Below are 19,983 nucleotides of genomic sequence, written 5' to 3' on the forward strand. Positions count from 1 at the left end.
GAGATGGGGAGGAACCGTCGCCCGCAGGGGGTGGGGTGATCATGACTTCTTCGACGGCGGGGTCATTCCCGAACCCGGCGTCGGGAGTGTTGCGGTCTGTGCGGCTGACGCCCATATTGGGAATGTTGCCCTGGCGGGGAATGCTGCTAAGGCCCCGGGCATTGACCTGAACGTTGGTTTTGAGCTCACCGCTTTCGGCCTTTTCTTCGAGGGTTTTGGCCAGCTCGAGCAGTTGTTCAAAGCCTTTAAAGAAGTCATTCATGGGCATTACGGATGATACGGCCTGGGGCTGACAATAGGGATACCACGGATAGGTTTCAGCATTCCCTATCGCTAGGGTTCACTACCGGGGGTCGAAACTAGAGGCCCGCCCCCAAGCCGTTATAAAAGTTGAAGGACGGTACGGAACAACTACAGATGCAGAGCGGCGTAACCACCGAAAAACAACAGCCATACGGTCACCACCAGCCAGTGCATCGCCGTCACCACCCATAGCGATCCAGATTTCCAGTACGTGTAGGTGCAGATCAGCCCCAGCAGCGTCGCCGACAGCAAAAACACCGGGTTGGTAAAGGTGTCAAAGGCGCTTGGGTAGAGAGTCATGGCGTTGAAGGGGTGCATAACTACAAACAGCCCCAGCATGGGTAGGCCCAGTCGCCAGCGCTTGCGATCGCTGATCATTTCGGTCGGATGGGGCAACATCAGCACCCGCCAAAAACCCTCTTCGACTAGGGCGGGCACCAGCAGCACTCGCCCGGCCAGTCGCAACCCCTCGGCCCAGGTGACAGTCGCCACCGTGGGAGAGAGAAAATGGCTGATCAACCCCACCGGCAAAGCGACTAACCCCAGGGTTGCCGTTAACCCAGCTGCGAGCAACCAGTCTTGGGGCTGGGGCCAGGTCTTAGCCGCCTGCCACAACCGATGAGTCGTTAGCCTAAGGGCAATGTAGGCGCGCAGGCGAAGGTGTTGCAAAGCAGACCATGAATAACGGCAAACGACAACTAGAACTAAAACGACAGATGCGCCATGCCCCGACTCTGATTGAGAGGCGGTAAGCTTAGGCCAGCATAGAGACTCGATGCCATGGTCGTTTGATTCCATAGTAAACAGGTTGCCGGGAGCATAGCCGTAGTGAAGCATGCCGATAGCGATACTCTGGCTCAGTTGGCCCCTTTACTAACCCAAGTGCGCCAGCGAATACCGCCGCTTAAAGAAAAAGGGGTGGGCAAGTTTTATCTAAAATCAACGGCGTTTCTCCACTTTCATCAGGATTCGGCGGGCTTGTTTGCCGACCTAAAGGTCGATGGCGATTGGCAGCGGTATCCCGTGAACGACCTTGCCGACTACACTTTACTGTTGGCAACGCTCGATCTGCAGCTGCCAGGGTCGCCCTAGGGAGGGGCGTATTCGCATCCTCTCAACACATTTCCTAGCTAGGGATTGCGGGTAAGGTGCAATAGCCTTACCTTTTTTTGTATTTTGGGTTATCGGTTAAACGTCCTGGGGCGTTTCTTGCCAGAGCTGGGTGGTCTGGCGCAGGCTGCGGTAGTCGCCGTTGCCAATGATTAGGTGATCGAGCACCGGCACGGCGAGAATCTGTGCCCCCTGGAGGAGCTGCCGCGTCAGGGAAATGTCATCCGGGCTGGGCTCCAGATTTCCAGAGGGATGGTTGTGGGCCACGATGCAGCGCACGGCTCCATTGCGAATCACGGTCTTGAAGATCTCCCTGGGGTGGGCCAGGGTTTCGGTAGCGGTGCCGATAGTAATCACCCGGGTTCCCATGAGTCGGTGGCGGACGTCGAGCAGCACGACAGCAAAGCGCTCCTGGGCTTGCCACATTAGCTCATGGCTGAGGGCGGCAGCGGCGATCGCCGGATCGTCCACCACCGTTTTCTCGGGCGGAATCGCTTGCAGTACTCGTTTACCCAGCTCAATGGCCGCTAATATGGTGGTGGCTTTGGCGGGGCCAACGCCGTCAATGCTAGTCAGATCGTGGGCCGCTACGTCCCGTAGAGAGGTCAGCGGATCGCGTTGATTTTGGCCCATTTCTTGCAGAATGAGTTGGCCCAACCCCACCGCCGACAGCTTGCCTGGCCCCTGGCCAGTGCCTAGCAGAATGGCCAGTAGCTCTGCGGTAGAAAGGCTTTTAGCCCCGTAGGTTAGTAGCCGTTCGCGCGGGCGATCGCTCGACGGCATGTCTAGCACTCTGACGTGGTAGGTCATACTGGCACCCCTGACAGCAGGCCGACAGGCCCACTGCTAGTAAGCCCAAACACCCTTGCCCAAAGCACACTAAGCCTTCATCCAGCGAGCCATTCTCTATGACCACGTCGAGCCCCACTGCCGCCGATATTGCCGCTGCCCGCCAGCGGCTGAATCAGTTTAGCTGCCTGACCACTCCCCCAGCCCTAAGTAACGCTGAAGCGGAGCAGGTACGCACCGATATTCGGGACTTTAACGAATGGTCTGACTACCAAACCCTAGGTATCTGTGCCGCCACCCTGGCGGCGGGGCAGCAAGCCCTCGAATCGTTTTTAGCGGCGTTGGGGGTGACCGTGAGCCTAGATCTGCCGCCTCGGGAAGGGGCGATATTTCTCAAGTTCAACACCCTCAAAGGCGCCTGGTACCTGGATGACTACAGCGGCCAGTCGCGGGGTGTGCTGATTACCTTTCACACCTCTGAGCCTGAATTCGCTGAGGTATCGGGTACCTACGGCCCATTTTCATTTGATTTGTTTTCGCAACCCTAACAGGAGGGGTAGGTTGGGGCAGATCAGCTTGACCGGCGGCATCTAGAGACAATTCTGGCAGCAAAAATCATCGAGAACCCTGCTTCCTGCCAAGGGCATAGGCCCTGCGCCCCTACCATGGGGTATCTTCTGACCTGGAAACCTCAAAGTCGTCTCCAGCTTCAAGCCGTTTTTTTGACAATGGTGTAGCCGCTAACATAGGCCATACCCTGAGCCCCAGGTGCCCAAATCCATTCCACATCTTCATCATCGCTTAGCTCAACGCTGACAACGCGATTCATGGTCGACAGGAAAGATTCAGCTAATCCGGGCTGGGGCGCAAACACCACGCGTTTTTGGTTATTTACTGCCATGACTAGTTTGGGATGCCGATAAGACACCCCTATTGTAGTCAACTGAGCGGGAGTTGTTTCCTCGCGTTGAGACAGCAGATGGGGCTACCTGATCGCCACTACCTACCAGCCGCCTGCTCCCCACTCGCGGCTATTCTCGGGAGCCGAAGCAATGGGAATAGCCCGGGGGATGTCTTCCATGACCTGCACCTGAAGCACCTGATTGGGCTCAATCACAATGTACTGGGGCGAAGTGCCCACTGCGGTGGTGGCCCCGATCAGTGCGCCGCCCACTAGGCCGATACCGGTAAAGCCTGTGAGCACCATTAGTGCCAGCGCCCCTAATCCTGCTCCTGCGGCCAGGCGAGGAGGGCTGACATCGGGGGTACCCACTAAATAGTCAGAGGTGGTTGAGAATGAGACCTGCTGCCCGGTGGGAGCAATCAGCATTTTACTCACCCACTGTTGACCATTGGGGGTAGATTCAAACTGGCCGATGAGCTGACTGCCCGCCGGAGCCACAATGCCATTGGTAATCGGGTCGCGAATATCTTGTGCTAGCAACAGCACCTGATTTTGACTGGAGTTGGTGTTCAGGTTTAGGGGTTCGTCACCCACATAGCGCAGCTCTAACACCGTGCCTGCCGCCACTAGGGTATCGGGAGCCAGCGGCCGATCTGCCGGGGGCGGATTGACCGCATCGGGAAACGCCGCCTGGCTGCTGTTGGGCAAGGGGCTACCAAAGAGAATAGGTTCTCCCGCTGAGGCTAAGACCACCGGGGTCTCGGGGGGAATGACGTTACCCTGGCTAGTGGTCGTGGGGGCGTTGGGCACCGCCAGCAGATTGGGGTCAGTGCCCGCTAGTTCAACGGGAAGGGTGGTGGCTGGTGGCGGCTCTTGGTTAATAGCGGCGCTAGCGTCAGTAGATGAAGCCGTTGTGCTCTCGGTGTCAAGATTGGGCAATTCTGGGGGATCGGTAGCAATGACGGCGTCAGGTTGGCTGACCTGGGGGGTTGGCGATGGCGGTGGTTCTGCTGCGATCGCCGCAGAGCCATCACTAGCCAGCGGTGCAGCGGCGACCGGTGGCTCGACCGCCACGGTAGGGGCTTCTATTGCGGGGGTTTCTATCTCAGGGGCTGCGGGGGCCGCGGTTTCTATCTCAGGGGCTGCGGGAGCCGCCAACTCGGTTACCTGAGGCTCTGGGGGCATGACCGCAATGGGTACGCCGCTGGTTTCACTGTCGATAGGTGCAACATCTGCCGGTTCTGGAGTTTCTACGTCGGCGCTGGGGGCTGTCGCTACTGGCGGCGCCGTGGTGGCGTTGGGGCTAAGCGGCGGTGGTTCTAGCGTTAGCACGGCGGTAGTGCCAGCTGGGGGCGAAACCGGAGGCAGTGTGGCGATGTCTTCGGGTTGGGCCGCGCTGTCTTCTGGTGATTCGGCCAACGGTGACGATGGCTGGGGTGCGGTGGCGACGGGGCCAACAACGGCATCTAGCTCAGCCAGGCTGGGAACTGAGACCTGTTCACCAGGCTGGCCTAGATTAAACGGATCGACAGGCAGGGTTTCGGGCAGATTGGCCAAATTGTCGATATCGCTGGGCAGCATGAGGTTGGCAGCGGAGGTACTCAGTCGCCCGGTGCCTGCGGCCGGAAACCCCAGGCGCGGATCGTTGCCAGGGATTATGGGCAGGTCTACGACCATCTGCGGGGTTGCTGTTAGAGCCGACGTAGAGGTTGGGGCTGCCAGAGCCGTCAGCACCCAGCGGGTTGATGCGCCTGCTTCATTGCCTGGGGTGATCGCCACCAGGCTAGCTCCCTCGGGGGCCAGCACAGCGTCGGCAGCGAGATCTAAGACAATGACGGTATCGGCACTGACCTGGGTCAGGCTGATCTGGGTCACGGCCCCGCTGTAGCTCTGCTGGGTGGCGACAGAACCGAGCTGAGTCTGGGGAATGGTCAGGACAATGCGCGCCGGGCTGGTTTCTACGGTGTAGGCGGGGGTGACGCCGCTGGGCAGGGTGAGGGTCAACTGCTGTGTGGCCGGGTCAAACTGCCAGGCGGCCAGGGTTTCGGCCTGAGCGACGGGGCACAGCACTAGCATGGTTGAGGCCATGAGCCCAGCTCCCGCCCAGCCCCCCAGGCGATAGCCTATGGTTCGGTGGTCAGCCATCGAAGTGCGGTGAGTGGGGTAATCCATGGGTGTTATCTCTCTGGTGCGGTGTGGGGAGACGATATTGAGCCATTGCTAGGGAAACGCTAGATGCAGCGTAAGAAGCCCGACAATGTGTCCTAGATACAGCGTGAAACCCAAGCTTAACTAAGGATACGCACAATCTTAAAATTTGCAAGGGTAATTTGTCAGGGGAAGGGTAACTGGTTGCCCTGGGGAGATCGATCAAGGGGGAACACCTGCGGCCGCGATCGCGTCGCAGACTTAAGCAAATAGCGCTATTCAGGGTGTTTGGCCTGGCCCAGGGGCTGATTTAGTCTCAGCCATGTTTTACGCAACGTTGCGTTGTGGTCTGCACTGCGATCGCCCGGGCACCCTGGGCAGAGATTTACTCACACCTAATTCGACTCTGGAGGCAGCACACCATGGCCCGTTCTACGACGACTCTCCGCGCCAGCTTGATCATGGGTGGGCTAGCCACCACCATGCTGATCGCCCCTTTGAGTGCCCTGGCCCAGGCTCAAACCCCAGAGGGGACGCCAGAGAATGTTCCAGAAAGTACTCCCGCCGAACCTGCCGCAGACGATACCACCCCCCGCTTCACCTGTCAGATGAGTGACGGCCAATATACGGTGATGTATGCCCCCACCAGCCAGCCAGGGCAGGCGTATCCCTGGGCGGTACCTCAGGACTTGGGTAGCGCCTGGCCTGCCGAGCGCCGCTGCACGACAATCAGTGCGCGCCTCGAAAGCTACCGCCCCGATGGCTTGCTCGCCCTCGAGACCTCGGTTGAAAATGGCTACAACATTGTTTGTGTCACCACCGAGGCGGTGCCCGGCTGTCGCATTGTGTTTACGGTGCCGCCGGGGCAAGATGCTGCCCAGACCCGCGACCTTGTGTTTGACAATTTGGCGATCGCTGACCGGGGCGATCAGACCCAGGGGGTGAATACCTTTACCGATGGGGGTGGCGGTAGTGCCCTAGAGCAGATTGGCAATGTGCTCGGGTGGCCCTCGGGTGCCCCAACTCGCTCTAGCTCCCAGGGCATTAACCTCAAGCCCTTTCTAGACTCTGCCGATGGCGGTACGGGCGCTCGCCTCAGCGGCGGCGGCGCGGCGGGTCGCCCCCTCAACCCCGATGCCTTTCGCTAGGTATAAGGCTGGCCAGCTCTCTACCGATCGCTTGTGGGCAAAGGGTTCCCTTTCGTGGTACTCAAAGGGCAGTGATCAGGTGTTTCTATGTTGATTCCTCCTGGCTTTATCCAGCGATCGGTGGCTCTCGGCCCGGGTACGGTGGTCTATGTCGAGGCTGACCCAGACTTTTGGCCTGGGGCTCCAACCGCTTCGGTGCCACTGCTCTTCGTCCATGGGTTTGGGGGTGGGTCATCGAGCTATGAGTGGTCTAAGGTTTACCCGGCCTTTGCGGCCGACCACCCGGTGCTGGCTCCCGACCTGATTGGCTGGGGCCAGTCAGATCACCCCGATCAGCCGCTAACGACCGCCGACTATGAGGCGCTGCTGATCGAGGTTCTACAGACCCTTTGCCCGGTACCGCCAGTGGTGGTGGCGTCGTCTCTCAGTGCGGCGATGATGGTGCGGGTGGCGATCGCCCAGCCCGGTCTAGTGCGATCGCTGGTGCTGGTGGCTCCGGCGGGGCTGGCCGACTTTGGCCAAGACCCCAGTAGTTCGGTGATCAACCAGATGGTTAAACTGCCCCTGGTGGATCAGGTGCTCTATCGCGGCGCGATCGCCACCGCCGAGGGCATCAAGCTATTTTTGGCCCAGCGCCAGTTTGCCGACTCCAGCAAAATTGCTGACGAAATGGTGGCGGCCTACCTGGCATCGGCCCAGCAGCCCCATGCCGATGTCGCTGCTCTGGCCTTTGTGCGGGGCGACCTGAGCTTTGATCTAGCCGTCGATCTGCCCCAGCTCACTACCCCCACCGTGGTGCTGTGGGGCGAGGCGGCCCAACTGACTGGTGTCGATATCGGCCATCGCCTTGTCGCCCTCAATCCCTCGGCTATTCGCCGATTTGAGGTGCTGCCCGGGGTCGGGCTCACGCCACAGCTAGAAGTGCCCGGCGTGACCGTCGGGCTTATTCAGCAGAGCCTAGCGGCACTGGCTACAGCTAATCGACCAGCTTAAAGCCGTCGCCGCTGAGCAGGTTGCCCTCGGTGTCGATAAATCCCCAGCGGTTGTCGAGCTGCACGCGGGCTAGCCTCTCGACAAATTTGCCCGCGTTGGCGTATTGGGGCTCAATCGCCCAGTCTCCGGCAGGGGTGATATAGCCGTAGCGCCCGTCGGTTTGCACCGCCGCGAGCCCCTCCGAAAAATCGGCGGCATAGTCGAACTGGGGAGCAATGGCCACCTGGCCGACCGCATTCATGTAGCCCCACTTGCCGTCCATCAGCACGGCGGCCAACCCCTCCGAAAAGTCTGAGGCAAAGGGTAGATTCGCCTCTATTACCAAGGTTCCCTTGGGGTTGATAAAGCCGAAATTTGCCCCAATGCGCACCCGAGCTAGCCCTTCTGAAAAGCTGAAAGCCCCGTCATAGCGGGGATCAACCACCATATTGCCGTTGAGGTCGATATAGCCGTAGAGCCGATCGACCTTGGCTACGGCTAGAGACTGGGCAAAGCTCCAGGCGTCTTTAAAGGTTGTCGGCACCACCGAGCGACCGGTGGTATCGACATAGCCATAGCTATCGGCCAGCTTGACCAGGGCGCGATCGCCCACAAACCCCTCCGCCAGATCAAACTGCGGCTCAATCACCCATTCTCCCATGAGGTTGATGAAGCCGTACTTGGTGCCCCCCTGCACCGCCGCCAGCCCCTCAGAAAATGACTTGGCTTTGTGAAACTGCACCTCGATGGCCCAGTTGCCCTGGCGATCGAGGTAGCCAAAGTATGCACCCACCTGGGCTGCAGCCAGCCCCTGGGCATAGTCGGCGGCAACGGTGACATTTTGATCAGCCACCTGCACACTGAGCTGGCCCTCGCGGTCGATGTAGGCCACCCGCTCCTTGAGCCGCACCATGGCGACCCCCTCGGCAAAGTCTGAAACGGTGTCAAATAACAGCGGGCTGGTCATAGTGCTGGCGAGGGCAATTGGCTGCGGGTTGATGAACTCTAGCATAGCGGTGGCGGCGCTCGGCTGGGCTCTAGTCGCACCCTCGCGCAGTGAGCTACAGGCCGCTAGGGTAGATAAGCTCAGACTGATCCCGATCAGGGCACCGGCTGCTCTGCTCGGTCGCGCCCTAGTTTGCGATCGCGCCATCTGCCTGACCTCATCAGCGAAACAGCTTTGACAACGCTAGCCTGAAACTAGACCAACCTGGCTAGTACTCTGAGGCGGCAATAACCCAGCTGTTTACTCACGCGGAAACCCTTATGAGACCTGGGGTTCCCGTTCTGCCTTCTTACTTCTGCCTTTTGGTACTAGCCTCACCAGGGTCAGACTATGTCTACCATGCCCGATGTTTCAGGGACTGCTGAAAAACTTTCATAAAAGCTAAACGTTTACTCAGGGGTTGCCTGGGATGGGGATGCTTTTAGGGGCAGATCGGCATTGATCGACTCAATCTCTCGTTGCTCTAGCTCATTGACCTCAGCAATATAGCGGGTCAGCAGGGTTTGCAGGCGGGGGTCATAAAACCGATGCAGGCTGTAGTTGCCCAGAGCCGGAAAGCCCCGCCGCTTTTTGTGGCGACCCCCGGCACCGGGGTCAAACAGCGTAATGCCGTTGGCAATGCCCCACTCGATCGGGGCGTAGTAGCAGGCGTTGAAGTGCAGATTGTTCATATCCATAGATGAGCCCCAGTAGCGCCCGTAGAGGCGATCGCCCTTGGTCAGACAAAACGACATGCCCACGGGGTGGCTATCGTCATCGCCGTAGGCGGCAAAAAACACCATGCGATGGCGGTAGTCGTGGTGAAGCCGCTGAAAGAATTGCCGGGTCAGATACTTGCTGCCCCACCAGCCAAACTTGTCGCAGGTGTCGGCATAAAAGTCGTACATCTGGTTGCACAGTGACTTAGCAATGGCATCCCCAGTCACCGCCTCCAGACGCAGCCCCGCCGTCGCCATCGACTTGCGCTCGCGCTTGATGTTGCGCCGCTGATTGGCGTTGAAAATGCTCAAATAGTCATCAAAGCTTTGAAAGCTCTGGTTTTGCCATACGTAGCTGTGGTGTAGCCACTGCGAAAAGCCCAGCTGGGTCATGGTGGCCCGCCACTGGGGATCGACATAGAGAAAGTGACAGCCGGAGATGTCGCTGCGATCGCAAAAACTGTCAATCGCCTCTACCATGGCCAAGGTCACCGCCCGCTCGTCTTCGTCGGGGGCGATCAAAAACCGATAGCCCTCCGCCGGGGTAAAGGGCGACATGCCCAGCAGTTTGGGATAATACTGCACCCCCAGGCGATCGGCCAGGTCGGCCCACTGGTGGTCAAACACAAACTCGCCGTAGCTATGGCTTTTGAGATACATCGGGGCGGCTCCCACCAGGGTTTTGCCGCGCCATATTGTCAGGTGGCAGGGCAGCCAGCCCGCATTGGCCCCCACGCTGCCCGATCGCTCCATATTGTGTAGCCAGCTCCACTCTAAAAAGGGCGTGGCTAGGGGCTGGGCCAACTCGTCCCAGGTGGCTTCGGGCACTTCCTCCAGGTTGCGAACCCAGGTGGCGGTCAGCGGCGGCACAGAGGGATAGCCCATGGAGATTAGCCGGTAGGAGACAACGGTTATTCTCCAGGGTAAAGGAATTTATCGTCCCTTGCAGGGGTGGGGCGCACCCGATAGTGCAAAAATACCTCGTCCCCCAGCGTCTGATTAGACAACAGCTCTAGACGGGGGGCGATCGCGGCTAAAAAGCCCACTCCATCTACCGGAGTTGGGGCCGTTGCGCCTCCCAAAATGAGCGGGCAAACAGTGATAAAAATCTCGTCAACGCAGTGGCAGCACAGTAGTGCTGCCGCCAGGCCGCCGCCGCCCAGTAGCGCCAGTGTCTCAATGCCCGACTCCCGTAGCTGGGCCAAAATCCAGGGCCAATCCCAGGGAGTAGTCTGAGCCTCAGGTACCTTCCAAACCCGCTGAAACTGAGCGGCATTCCACCGCTGGGCACCGGCTACCGTCGTGATCAGTTCCCTGGGCACCGGCTGCCGAAAGAAGCGCATTTGGGGATTCAGGTTGCCCGAGGGCGACCAGACCAGTTGCCTGGGTTGTTCGGGCTGTCCTCGCTGCCGCCGTTGGGCTACCAGGTCTGGATTGCGCACGCTCAGGGTCGTGCCATAGGCCCGCAGCGTACCGCCGCCAAACAGTACTCCATCTGCTGCCGCTACCCTGGCCTCTAGATGGGCCAGGTCTGCTAGGGAAGAAAACCGTGCAGCACCGCGTCGGGTATCGGCAATTTTGCCATCCAGACTCATGGCCAGCACCAGCGCCGTGTGGGGAAGGTTGGGGTCGAGAGCGGTCAAGGTGATGGGGGTAAGGGCTGCGTTAGCTGGCCGAGGGTTGGCCTGCACCCAAATCCCAGCTACTGTGGCATTTCCAGCTTTGATTAGTGAGCTGCTGATAAAAGCGCATTTCCCACTGAGTAGGCATTTTCCAGTCAATAGTTTCTTTGGCCTGGGCCACCACGGCCTTGGCCTGCTTTTTGTCAGCACCGTAGGCCAGCGGCAGACTCAATTCATCCTGAATGCGAAGGGGCATTTTGCGGGTGGGTGATTTAACGGTGCAGGCAAAATTTACCATTACCTGCTTGAGCCAGGGAGACGTTAACGCCAAGCCGCACCAGTCGGGTTTCGTCACCAGTCCATCTAGAGTCACCACTGGAGAAGGACGGGATTTTAATCCTCGGTTGTAGGCGCGATCTAAGCTCCGCGTATACACCGGAGCAGCACCAGACTGTTCTTCAAAGCCGTCAATCAGCATGCAACAAGCGGCGGGGCCTTGCCCACCGTGGGGTGTTGATGCTTCTCGGTGCTCAGCTACGAACCGCTGAATCTGCTCGGCTAGGCTACCGGTCGGGCAGACGTAAATTGCAAATTTGGTCATATAGCATTCCCAGAGAAACAATGGACTGGGAAGTACGGTAGGGAGCCTGCTTTAGCCCATTGGCTGAATGCAGACGCTAGGGATAGAGGCAGGACAAACACTATACCTCTATATAGCAGCTTAGGCTATGAATGCTCTAATGCTGTAAATAGGACGGTATTCTTAAGAATTTGTCTGGGCCCAAGGCAGGGCGGGCCAGCTGCCTGAGGATAGGGGTCACTGCTGTCTGGCCGAATTTTCCCTACCGATGGGGGGCATCAAAGGCACTTTCAATGTAATCTTGCAGCACCAGATAGCGAGCCTGATCGATGGCGAGGTGTTTAGCCGCCGGATAATTTGGGAAACCCTGGCTGTTGATCTGTGGCTGCTTGAACCGACAGGCAACTAGGGCCACGTCAAAGCGGCAGGTCGCTTCGGCCCATTGAGGATGCTGGAGCAAATAAAGCTGGGCGGCTTTCCAAAGCTTGGCCTGTTTGCTGCGGGTGATGGCCATCAGGCCGTAGGCATCCCAGTTGCCCTGGCTGCGAGTTTTAACTTCCACAAAGGCAAGCTGGCCGTTGGCGCAGGCGGGGCCCTGGGCCATGACGAGATCGAGCTCGCCCCAGCGGCAGTGCCACTGGCGATCGAGCTGTTGCCAGCCCTGGGTGCGTAACCAATTGCTCACCAGGGTTTCGCCCAGCGTCCCGAGTTCGGTTTGGCTGATTTTGCCGGTCATGGGCAGCTATGGAACCTCAATTCGGGATAACGCCGTCCCCTCCTCTGGAGGGGTGCCCGGAGGGCGGGGTGGGTCAAAACTGCTACAGAGAGTAATCGGCTCAATACGGTGAAGTTCTGCTGATAGCCTCGATTGACCCACCCCTACCCCTCCCAGGAGGGGACAGTAAGCTTGCTTTAGCAGGAAAATTTCTTATCCCGAACTCAGGTTATGGAGGAGTCATCTCCTCTAGTTTGCCCAATTGCGATCGGTCAGGTTGAGACCTAGCGGTAATTTGTGAACTGCACGGCGACGGGCCAGTCTTCCTGCTTGACAAGCTGCATCGCCTGCTGCAAATCATCCTTAGATTTGCCTGACACCCGCACCGCATCGCCCTGGATAGAGGCGGTCACTTTCTTCAAGTGATCGCGAATGAGCTTGGTGATTTGCTTGCCCATCTCCTGCTCAATCCCCTTTTTGAGGGTGATAGTCTGGCGCACGCGGGTGCCGCTGGCGGCTTCTACGTCGCCATACTCAAAGATCTTTAGGGAGAGATTGCGCTTGGCGGCTTTCTGGTGCATCAGGTCTTTGACCGCATCTAAGGTCATGTCGCTGGCGGTTTCGATGGTGATGGTGCTAGCGGCCAACTCGATGGTGGTTTTGGTGTCTTTGAGGTCGTAGCGGCTGATCACATCTCGCCGGGTTTGGTCGAGGGCGTTAACCAGCTCTTGGCGGTCGAAGTCGCTGACGATGTCAAAGGAAAAGCTGGAAGCCATGGGTTACTGCTAAGTATCTGCGCACCAACAGACTACATCAAGGCCGACCGACAGCTCAAGAAATAGAGAGTAAATGTACTTAGGTTAGCGATGCCAAACATCAGCGATCGCCCGATCGGCACATTCAAAATGTAGGCGACCGGGTATAAGGTGCGGGCAATCAGATAGGCGATCGCAGCGCCCAGGGCAACCGCCGACTGTTGCTGGGTGATATAGGCCATCAGCGCTGCCGGAGCATACAAGATGATCGATTCAAAGGCATTTTCGTGGGCCCAGGTGGCTCGCTGGGCGTAGGGTGGCAGCTTATTGAGCATGGCCCGAGGAGCCGCCTGATCGTAGCCTACGGCAAAGCGTCCGTAGCCCACGGCAAAAAAGGGCAGGTACACCAGCAGCGCCGCCAGGCCAATGCTGACCAGCAAAAACCCTGGCATAGATAATACAGATGCCATGACCGTTTGTCCTCAACTAACTGTCTGTATTGTGAATCGGGATTGTGAATCGGGGCTCTGATCCCGAGCTAGGCGTAACCGACCCCAGCTAGGTCTAGCCAGAAACCCAGCGGGCCTAGTCGAAGTAGAACAGCGTGACAATTTTGCGCTGGTCTTCTGCATCCTGACAGGTTTTGAGCAGCGTAGTGCTGTCGTGAAAGGCAAAACAAATCAGCTGCTGGCAGCGAGAAATGATTTCCTGATTACACACAGAACTGGCCTCGGCCAAGGACATCGTATTGTTAGCCGGGTTTTCCACCAGGTGCATTACCTGCTCCAGCTGATCGCGAGACTCTCGGGGCTGACGATCTAAGCTCTGGGGCAAAATGACGGTGAGCAGGTTAGGGTCGGCCTTCATCGCCCCCTTGATGGCGGCGGAGTTGGTGCCCGTAGCCCCCGAGGTAATGATGCGGTTACCGCCCAGGGCGAGGGCATAGGTCATCAGCTCAATGAGTTGCTGGTGGGTAATGGGCACGTGGCGCGAGCCCAGAATGGCTACCCGCTTAGAACCCGACTGTTGAATAGCCGCGAGTTCCTGCAAAAACGTGTCGACTTTAGCGGACTCGAGCGACGCTTCCATAGACTGACTCAAAGGCTGCACCGAATGCGAGAATAACGCGATTTATTGTATCAGAAGCCGAGGAGAAGGCTACAGGGCACCGAGGCTAGTGGCCTTAGCCCGCCGACACGGGCAACCCCAGATCTAGCAGTTGTAGCAGCCGATCGCGATCGAAATGGTCAGCGATCAACCCCTTAATGCACTGCACCTTGATGGGCTCATGAAGGCGCACCTGACCAAACAGTTCGTCGATCCGCTCCACCGTGGAGAGGGTGTCAGAATCGACCGAAACAATGGGCACCTCTAGGTCTGAGGCCCGCTCTAGAATCTCCGGCGACGGAGGGATTTGACCCGTGAGGACTAGGCACTGGGTCGAGGTTTCAAGGGCTGCAAACTGAATATCGGTGCGATCGCCCCCAGTCACCACCGCCATATTGGTGGCCTTGCGGAAGTAGCGTAGGGCCGAGTTTACATTCATGGCCCCGATCGTGAGCGTCTCAACCATTAGGTCAAGCCGGTTAGCGCAGCACAGCACCTCAGCATTGAGCCGAGACACAATCTCGCGCACGGTAATGCTGCGCATAATCGGCGATCGCGGCAGCAGTGCCAGCACCGGAATGTCGTGATGCTCCAAAAAAGGACGAACTAAATCTTTACAGACCGTCGCCGCATCCTCTGGCACATCATTGATAATGACTCCGATGAGCCGAGAGCCAAGCTGAGCCTTAGCGGCCAGCAGTCGATCGACTAAAAGCAGTGAATCGTATCGAGTGACCAATAATACCGCCGCATCAATTTCAGCGGCAATGTGAGCCACAGACAGGTTGAGCAACATCCCCTCAGTCAGATTGCCTGGACCTTCGAGCAGCACCAGCGCCTCACCTTGGTGCTCAGTGTAAGGCTGTAAACTGCCGTGAGTAGAGGCCTGACCATTGAGAGTCAGCTGCTCGGCCATCATAGCTTCGGTCAGCGAAATAGACGGGGGATAGTACCGCGATGCCGGTAGATGTAGGGTTTCAACAATGAAATCCAGGTCTGGATCACTACCATCGCCGTTGATGGAGTTGCCGATGGGTTTACCAAACCCGATATCCATGCCCGCCGCCTGTAGTTGGAGACCAACACCCAGTAAAACCGCCGATTTGCCGCTATACGACTCGGTCGAACCAATCACTAAACGTTTTGCTGAACTGGGCACGCTGCAAGTCCTCCATGGGGCTAATGCACTGATCCCTAATGACCCATCTCTGGCTCTGCAATGCCAGCCAACACGGGGCTACATCAGTAGGACAGTAACACAATTATTCTGCCATCTGAGGGACTGTCAGCATCGGTCATCTTCAAACCTCTGGTTCAGCTCGAAAGCACTTGTAGACTGACGCTATCTTGCCCTAACTGCTCTACTCATCTAAGCGCAGTAGCTTGCGGTAAAAATTCTGGGAAAAGTCGGCCGGGCGCTTTTGCCGCAGCGCCACAATCACGTCAAAGAGAAAGTCTATAAACTCAAAGGTGGCCATGGTGATCTCGTAGCTCAGATCGCTATCGCTAGCAAACTGCATTTGACAGCGGGTTAAATCGGCCGGAAGCATGGACACATTCCAGGTCGCTAGAAAGGCAATGCTATCGCTTGCTTCAATTTGCCGCTCACCCTCCAAGTTGCCCTGCTTATAGAGCGCAATGGCGTAGGGGAGCGCGTTGCGCTTACTGCCCTGGTAATAGGGCATGTAGACGCTGATTTCTTGCTTTCCTGCGGGCTGAATTGCCTCAAACGTCAAGCTCATGGGTCTGGCCTTAGGTCAAGTTTTAACAAGCGGTTAAGAGGGCGGCGATGGCTGGTAGTAGCGGGTTCAGCTGTTTAGGATACTCGATACTCAGCCTGTCCGGATAGGTAATTACGCAAAGGACTAAAGGTAGCATTCCCAAGGATGGGACTGAGAGTATCACCCAAAAAAAACGCAAAATCGACGATGATAGACCTAGGCCGGGGGCATGCTTGAAGTCAGGTATTCTCTCCAATGGTGATCTCCTGGCCGCTGTCGCGGTTTGTTGTGCTGATCCTCCTACCTGAGTTCATGGCTGATTTTCCTGAACGCTTTTATCACCCGCTCGAAGCTCTAGATATCGACGATTTTCCTGGCTATGCCGGTCGTCGTTCTAAGGCGGCGCTAACGCTGAGTATGCTGTGGGGGACAACGATCGCGCTGCATCTGCTGTCCTGGGGAAGTTGGTTGGTGTTTGGGTTGACCGTCATTCTCGCGACCCATGCCCTCAGGATTTTGCTGGCTCGGCCGCTGCCTGCTTTGAAAATGTTACCCGCTACGACCTCGGATGGCGGGGCTGCCGCCAAGGGCTGGGAGACCTGGCCCTATGTATCGCTGTTGGTCGCCGCCAAAAATGAAGAAACGGTGATCGACCCTTTGGTAGCGGCCCTCTGCCAGCTCGATTATCCGACCTGTCGCTACGATGTCTGGATTATTGACGACAACAGTACCGATGGCACGGCGACTAGGCTCCAGACCCTGGCCCTGCGCTATCCGCAGCTGCGAGTGCTGCGCCGCCCCGCTGGGGCCAGTGGTGGTAAGTCGGGGGCGCTCAACCAGGTCTGGCCCGATACCATGGGTGACATTATTGGCGTATTTGACGCCGATGCTCGGGTGCCCAAAGATGCGCTACGTCACATTGTGCCTCTGTTTGAGCAGGCTGAGGTGGGGGCCGTGCAGATGCAAAAGGCGGTGGTTAACCGGGCTAAAAATCTCTGGACCCGGGGGCAACAGGCTGAGATGGCCCTCGACAGCTACTTTCAGCAGCAGCGCATTAGCCTGGGTGGCCTCGGCGAACTGCGGGGTAACGGTCAGTTTGTACGTCGGGAGGCGTTGACCCAGTGTGGAGGCTGGAATGAAGCAACCATCACTGACGACCTGGATTTGACTCTGCGCTTGCACTTTAGCGGTTGGGAAATTCACTTTTTATTGCACCCGGCGGTTGGGGAGGAGGGGGTTGAGCGGCCTCTGGGGCTGTGGCATCAGCGCAATCGCTGGGCTGAAGGGGGCTACCAGCGCTACCTGGACTATTGGCGACTGATTGTTCAGCAGCGCCTAGCGCCGGCCAAAACCTTCGATATGGCCGCTTTTTGGATGATTCAGTACGGTCTGCCCTCGGTGGCGCTGCCCGACTTTATGATGGCCCTGTTGCGCCATCGCATGCCGCTGTTTTTGCCGGTGTCAAGCCTGGCGCTGACCCTATCGATGGTGGGCATGTTTTGCGGGCTGCGGCGCACTCGCCCCCGGTCGATCTGGGCCAGTGGGGTACAGACCCTGTGGGGCAATCTCTACATGTTGCACTGGCTGCTGGTGATTGCCACGATGGCGATGCGGTTAGCGGTGCGGCCCAAGCGGCTGCGCTGGGTGAAAACGACTCACCTGGGCAGTGAGGAAGATCTCCAGGCCGATTTGTCCTAGGCTGAAGGGTGTTGGCTATTGTGCGATCGCATCCCCATGCCCTGGTTCGTTAAAATTGAAAAAGGCATCGTTAATAAACCCGTTTTCGACCAGTACATCCCTGCCCACGCGGCCTATGTCAAAGACTTGATTGCGCGAGGTCACGAAGCCAAGACCGGCTACTGGGCTGAATATGGGGGTGGTATGCTGTTATTTCGGGCTGAGTCGTTGGATGAGGCTCGTGCCATTGTGGCTGCCGACCCGCTGATTCAAAACCACTGCGTTGAGTATGAGCTGCACGAATGGCGGGTGGTGGTGGAATAGTGAGGATAGGCCATGGCCGATTCGAGTGATGGATACAAAATTGTCAGCGATAACCGTCAGGCCCGCCATGAGTACGAGATTTTAGAAACCTACGAAGCGGGCTTAGAGCTGATGGGCTCAGAGGTAAAGTCGATTCGCCAGGGGCGAGTCAACCTGCGTGATGGCTATGCCTCTATTCGAGATGGGGAATTGTGGCTGCACAATGTGCACATTTCGCCCTACACCATGACCAACAAGGCCTATAACCACGAGGCTAAACGGGCCCGCAAGCTGCTGCTGCACCGCGACGAAATTCGCAAGCTGATCGGTAAGGTGGAGCAAAAGGGGCTAACTATGGTGCCGCTGAAGCTCTACCTTCAGCGAGGCTGGGTCAAAGCCACCATTGCCCTGGCCAAGGGCAAAAAGCTCCATGACAAACGCGAAAGCCTCAAGCGTAAGCAAGAGAAGCGTGAGACCGATCGCGCTCTCAGTGGTCGGGGTTAAGTTACAGCTGTTCTAGGGAAAACCCTAGGACGTTGTAGAGACGCATTGCTGGAGCTGGCGCAGCGAGGCTACAGTTCTGTTAGAGTACCCCAGGCCCTTTGTGGTGCCAATCGTGGGACTCGGTCATGGCTTTGCGATCGCGGGCGCGTTGCTCAGCGTTAGCTTTTTCTATTTCACTTAAGTCCCCTGGGCTATTGATGTACATCGGCGGTTCAACGGCGTAGTTGTTGATCAGCCCTTCTTGGTCAACGGTATACCCATCTCGGGTATGAATTTGCTCAGGATCTTGAGGATCATGCTCGACATGGCCAAATGCTTCACCTTCGCGCTGAGCTCGAGCAGCGGTTTCTGCCGGCACCAGATGGGGATCGTAGTGGGACGGCGTTGAATTATTTTCGGTCGCCATTTTTCTGCCCTCTCGAAATAGCTAAAACATCTATCGAAGTGTAGCTTTGCTGTTGACTAGTGCAGAGATATCTCTCGAGTTGTCCTGATTATAAATCTAGTGTTTTTTATCGAAAAGCGATGGGTAAATTAACTTTTTACTTCGTTGCATTTGTCTGCAAGATTACATTTCTTTGAGGGGCAAGACAGTCCTAGTGCTTCCCGCAGGATGGGCTAACGTGAAAAACCGGGATGCACTCGTTCTCCATTGGCACTTGATATGCGATCGCTAAACTGACTGCTAATAGAAGGCTGTAGCTGGCGGCTTTGGTTCTACCAGCTCAAAAATGACGATAGGGGATGGGTAAATAGGTCAGAGATTATTACAATAGATTAAACGTCAGGTGAGTTGTTATCGCCGACTGTCGATCCCTTGGCTGCAATAGTTTAGGGGCGGCTTCGCTTTCAAAATTTTCGGCATTCTATTTCCCTGTGACGCAGCTATGGCTTTCTCTTCGATTACCTGTGCCCTACAGCGCTCTCCCCTCACGGGGGAACTGCTGGGCAAACTCGATCAGCAGGGTTTGTTGGTGCTCAACGGCGTCTCCCGGTTGCCCAAGGGGTTAGTTGCCTCGGCCTTGGCCCAGGCACAGCAGCGTCCTCTGCTCGTGGTGACCGCTACTCTTGAAGAGGCCGGACGCTGGGCGACTCAGCTCGAAGCCATGGCCTGGGATATGGTACATTTCTACCCCACCTCCGAGGCGTCGCCCTACGATCCCTTTGACCAGGAGTCTGAAATGACCTGGGGCCAGTTACAGGTGCTGGCCGATCTACTGGCCCTGGGGGAAGACGATTCCTCCGGTCGCAAGCTTGCGATCGTGGCGACAGAGCGGGCATTGCAGCCCCACCTGCCGCCGGTCTCTGCCCTAGAGCCCTACTGTCTAAGGCTGGAACTGAAGCAGGAGATCAACTTCAAGGGGCTGGGCCAGCGCCTAGCAACCCTTGGTTATGAGCGGGTCACGGTGGTAGAGACCGAGGGCCAGTGGGCGCAGCGGGGCGACATCATTGATGTGTATCCCGTCGCGTCGGAGCTGCCGGTGCGGCTAGAGCTGTTTGGCGATGAGCTGGAGCGACTGCGAGAATTTGACCCGGCGACCCAGCGATCGCTCGATGCGATCGACCAGCTGGTACTCACCCCCACCCAGTACGGCCCGGTGATTATTGAGCACCTACGCCAGCAAGGCCAGCTTGAGGGACTGCTCTCAGCAGCGGCCACCGAAGGATTAGAGAGCGGTATTTTGCCGGAGGGCACCCGTCGCTGGCTAGGGCTGGCCTTCTCCCAACCCGCTTCTCTGCTGGACTATCTGCCAGACAATAGCCTGGTTGCCGTAGACGAAGTGGATCAGTGTCAGGCCCACAGCGATCGCTGGTTTGAGCATGTCGAAGACCACTGGGAGGAGGTTAGGGAGCAGGGAATAGGGAATAGGGAAAAAAGTACGGGGGAAAGCGACGACCCCATCTCCCCATCCCCCCATTC

Annotated in this window: 22 protein-coding genes and 2 pseudogenes; 8 read left to right on the plus strand and 16 right to left on the minus strand. The window is 57.6% G+C overall.

All coding sequences use genetic code 11. The features are described from left to right. Positions 1-262: pseudogene (locus IQ254_RS20940) on the minus strand (AAA family ATPase); the annotation flags it as partial. A gap of 149 nt (positions 263-411) precedes the next feature. Beyond that, positions 412-972, minus strand: coding sequence for a CPBP family glutamic-type intramembrane protease (locus IQ254_RS20945; RefSeq protein WP_193968101.1), 561 nt, complete (start codon positions 970-972; stop codon positions 412-414). Between the two features lie 159 nt (positions 973-1,131). Here IQ254_RS20945 and IQ254_RS20950 point away from each other — a divergent pair, with 159 nt between their 5' ends. Further along, a complete protein-coding gene (locus tag IQ254_RS20950; protein ID WP_193968102.1) occupies positions 1,132-1,395 on the plus strand; it encodes a hypothetical protein in 264 nt (87 codons plus the stop codon). 96 nt (positions 1,396-1,491) lie between these two features. On the opposite strand, the gene radC is transcribed toward IQ254_RS20950, so the two are convergent. Then, positions 1,492-2,223 carry a DNA repair protein RadC gene (radC, locus tag IQ254_RS20955; RefSeq protein WP_193968103.1) on the minus strand — a complete coding sequence of 244 codons (732 nt, stop codon included), beginning with the start codon at positions 2,221-2,223 and terminating at the stop codon, positions 1,492-1,494. Positions 2,224-2,321: 98 nt separating this feature from the next. Here radC and IQ254_RS20960 point away from each other — a divergent pair, with 98 nt between their 5' ends. Next, complete coding sequence (locus tag IQ254_RS20960; protein WP_193968104.1) at positions 2,322-2,750, plus strand: DUF1824 family protein; 429 nt, start codon at positions 2,322-2,324, stop codon at positions 2,748-2,750. 161 nt (positions 2,751-2,911) lie between these two features. Here IQ254_RS20960 and IQ254_RS20965 read toward each other — a convergent pair whose 3' ends face one another. Beyond that, positions 2,912-3,103, minus strand: coding sequence for a hypothetical protein (locus IQ254_RS20965; protein WP_193968105.1), 192 nt, complete (start codon positions 3,101-3,103; stop codon positions 2,912-2,914). 102 nt (positions 3,104-3,205) lie between these two features. After that, entirely contained in the window at positions 3,206-5,278 is a 2,073-nt protein-coding gene (locus IQ254_RS20970; protein WP_193968106.1) for an AMIN domain-containing protein, read from the minus strand. A gap of 398 nt (positions 5,279-5,676) precedes the next feature. Between IQ254_RS20970 and IQ254_RS20975 the strand changes: the two genes are divergently transcribed. Together IQ254_RS20975 and IQ254_RS20980 are read left to right on the plus strand one after the other, a co-directional pair. Further along, positions 5,677-6,402 (plus strand): COP23 domain-containing protein, encoded by a 726-nt coding sequence (locus IQ254_RS20975; protein ID WP_228040948.1) that lies wholly within the window; start codon positions 5,677-5,679, stop codon positions 6,400-6,402. Positions 6,403-6,489: 87 nt separating this feature from the next. Further along, a complete protein-coding gene (locus IQ254_RS20980) occupies positions 6,490-7,395 on the plus strand; it encodes an alpha/beta fold hydrolase (protein WP_193968107.1) in 906 nt (301 codons plus the stop codon). On the opposite strand, the gene IQ254_RS20985 is transcribed toward IQ254_RS20980, so the two are convergent. From IQ254_RS20985 to ebsA, 10 genes are all read right to left on the minus strand, one after another. Next, the gene (locus tag IQ254_RS20985; RefSeq protein WP_193968108.1) at positions 7,379-8,527 is read right to left on the minus strand and encodes a WG repeat-containing protein; all 1,149 of its coding nucleotides are present in this window, start codon (positions 8,525-8,527) and stop codon (positions 7,379-7,381) included. The genes IQ254_RS20980 and IQ254_RS20985 overlap by 17 nt on opposite strands. Positions 8,528-8,769: 242 nt before the next feature. Continuing rightward, entirely contained in the window at positions 8,770-9,963 is a 1,194-nt protein-coding gene (locus tag IQ254_RS20990) for a GNAT family N-acetyltransferase (RefSeq protein ID WP_193968109.1), read from the minus strand. A gap of 26 nt (positions 9,964-9,989) precedes the next feature. Beyond that, positions 9,990-10,721 carry a RibD family protein gene (locus IQ254_RS20995; protein WP_228040949.1) on the minus strand — a complete coding sequence of 244 codons (732 nt, stop codon included), beginning with the start codon at positions 10,719-10,721 and terminating at the stop codon, positions 9,990-9,992. A 22-nt stretch (positions 10,722-10,743) separates the two neighbouring features. Further along, positions 10,744-11,301, minus strand: a complete 558-nt coding sequence (locus IQ254_RS21000; protein WP_193968110.1) for a hypothetical protein — start codon at positions 11,299-11,301, stop codon at positions 10,744-10,746. Between the two features lie 241 nt (positions 11,302-11,542). Beyond that, positions 11,543-12,016: a YraN family protein gene (locus IQ254_RS21005; protein ID WP_193968111.1), complete on the minus strand. Its 474-nt coding sequence runs from the start codon at positions 12,014-12,016 to the stop codon at positions 11,543-11,545. A gap of 263 nt (positions 12,017-12,279) precedes the next feature. Beyond that, positions 12,280-12,771: a YajQ family cyclic di-GMP-binding protein gene (locus IQ254_RS21010; protein ID WP_193968112.1), complete on the minus strand. Its 492-nt coding sequence runs from the start codon at positions 12,769-12,771 to the stop codon at positions 12,280-12,282. Positions 12,772-12,803: 32 nt separating this feature from the next. Beyond that, positions 12,804-13,220, minus strand: coding sequence for an MAPEG family protein (locus IQ254_RS21015; RefSeq protein ID WP_228040950.1), 417 nt, complete (start codon positions 13,218-13,220; stop codon positions 12,804-12,806). A gap of 115 nt (positions 13,221-13,335) precedes the next feature. Beyond that, a complete protein-coding gene (locus IQ254_RS21020; RefSeq protein WP_193968120.1) occupies positions 13,336-13,839 on the minus strand; it encodes a DNA-processing protein DprA in 504 nt (167 codons plus the stop codon). A gap of 94 nt (positions 13,840-13,933) precedes the next feature. Then, positions 13,934-15,016 carry a phosphotransacetylase family protein gene (locus tag IQ254_RS21025; RefSeq protein ID WP_193968113.1) on the minus strand — a complete coding sequence of 361 codons (1,083 nt, stop codon included), beginning with the start codon at positions 15,014-15,016 and terminating at the stop codon, positions 13,934-13,936. A gap of 202 nt (positions 15,017-15,218) precedes the next feature. Continuing rightward, a complete protein-coding gene (ebsA, locus tag IQ254_RS21030) occupies positions 15,219-15,593 on the minus strand; it encodes a type IV pilus biogenesis protein EbsA (protein ID WP_193968121.1) in 375 nt (124 codons plus the stop codon). A 240-nt stretch (positions 15,594-15,833) separates the two neighbouring features. Between ebsA and IQ254_RS21035 the strand changes: the two genes are divergently transcribed. The 3 genes from IQ254_RS21035 to smpB are packed head-to-tail and all read left to right on the plus strand — an operon-like array spanning position 15,834 to position 18,062. Beyond that, a complete protein-coding gene (locus IQ254_RS21035; RefSeq protein WP_228040952.1) occupies positions 15,834-17,276 on the plus strand; it encodes a glycosyltransferase family 2 protein in 1,443 nt (480 codons plus the stop codon). A gap of 36 nt (positions 17,277-17,312) precedes the next feature. Further along, complete coding sequence (locus tag IQ254_RS21040; protein WP_193968114.1) at positions 17,313-17,579, plus strand: YciI family protein; 267 nt, start codon at positions 17,313-17,315, stop codon at positions 17,577-17,579. Between the two features lie 12 nt (positions 17,580-17,591). Beyond that, on the plus strand, positions 17,592-18,062 hold the full coding sequence (smpB, locus tag IQ254_RS21045) for an SsrA-binding protein SmpB (RefSeq protein ID WP_193968115.1): 471 nt from the start codon (positions 17,592-17,594) through the stop codon (positions 18,060-18,062). A 79-nt stretch (positions 18,063-18,141) separates the two neighbouring features. Here smpB and IQ254_RS21050 read toward each other — a convergent pair whose 3' ends face one another. Beyond that, positions 18,142-18,468 (minus strand): hypothetical protein, encoded by a 327-nt coding sequence (locus tag IQ254_RS21050; RefSeq protein ID WP_193968116.1) that lies wholly within the window; start codon positions 18,466-18,468, stop codon positions 18,142-18,144. Positions 18,469-18,949: 481 nt separating this feature from the next. Here IQ254_RS21050 and IQ254_RS21055 point away from each other — a divergent pair. Beyond that, positions 18,950-19,983, plus strand: a pseudogene (locus IQ254_RS21055) (transcription-repair coupling factor); the annotation flags it as partial.

The sequence above is a fragment of the Nodosilinea sp. LEGE 07088 genome, from assembly GCF_015207395.1.
In the GTDB taxonomy this organism is placed as follows: domain Bacteria; phylum Cyanobacteriota; class Cyanobacteriia; order Phormidesmidales; family Phormidesmidaceae; genus Nodosilinea.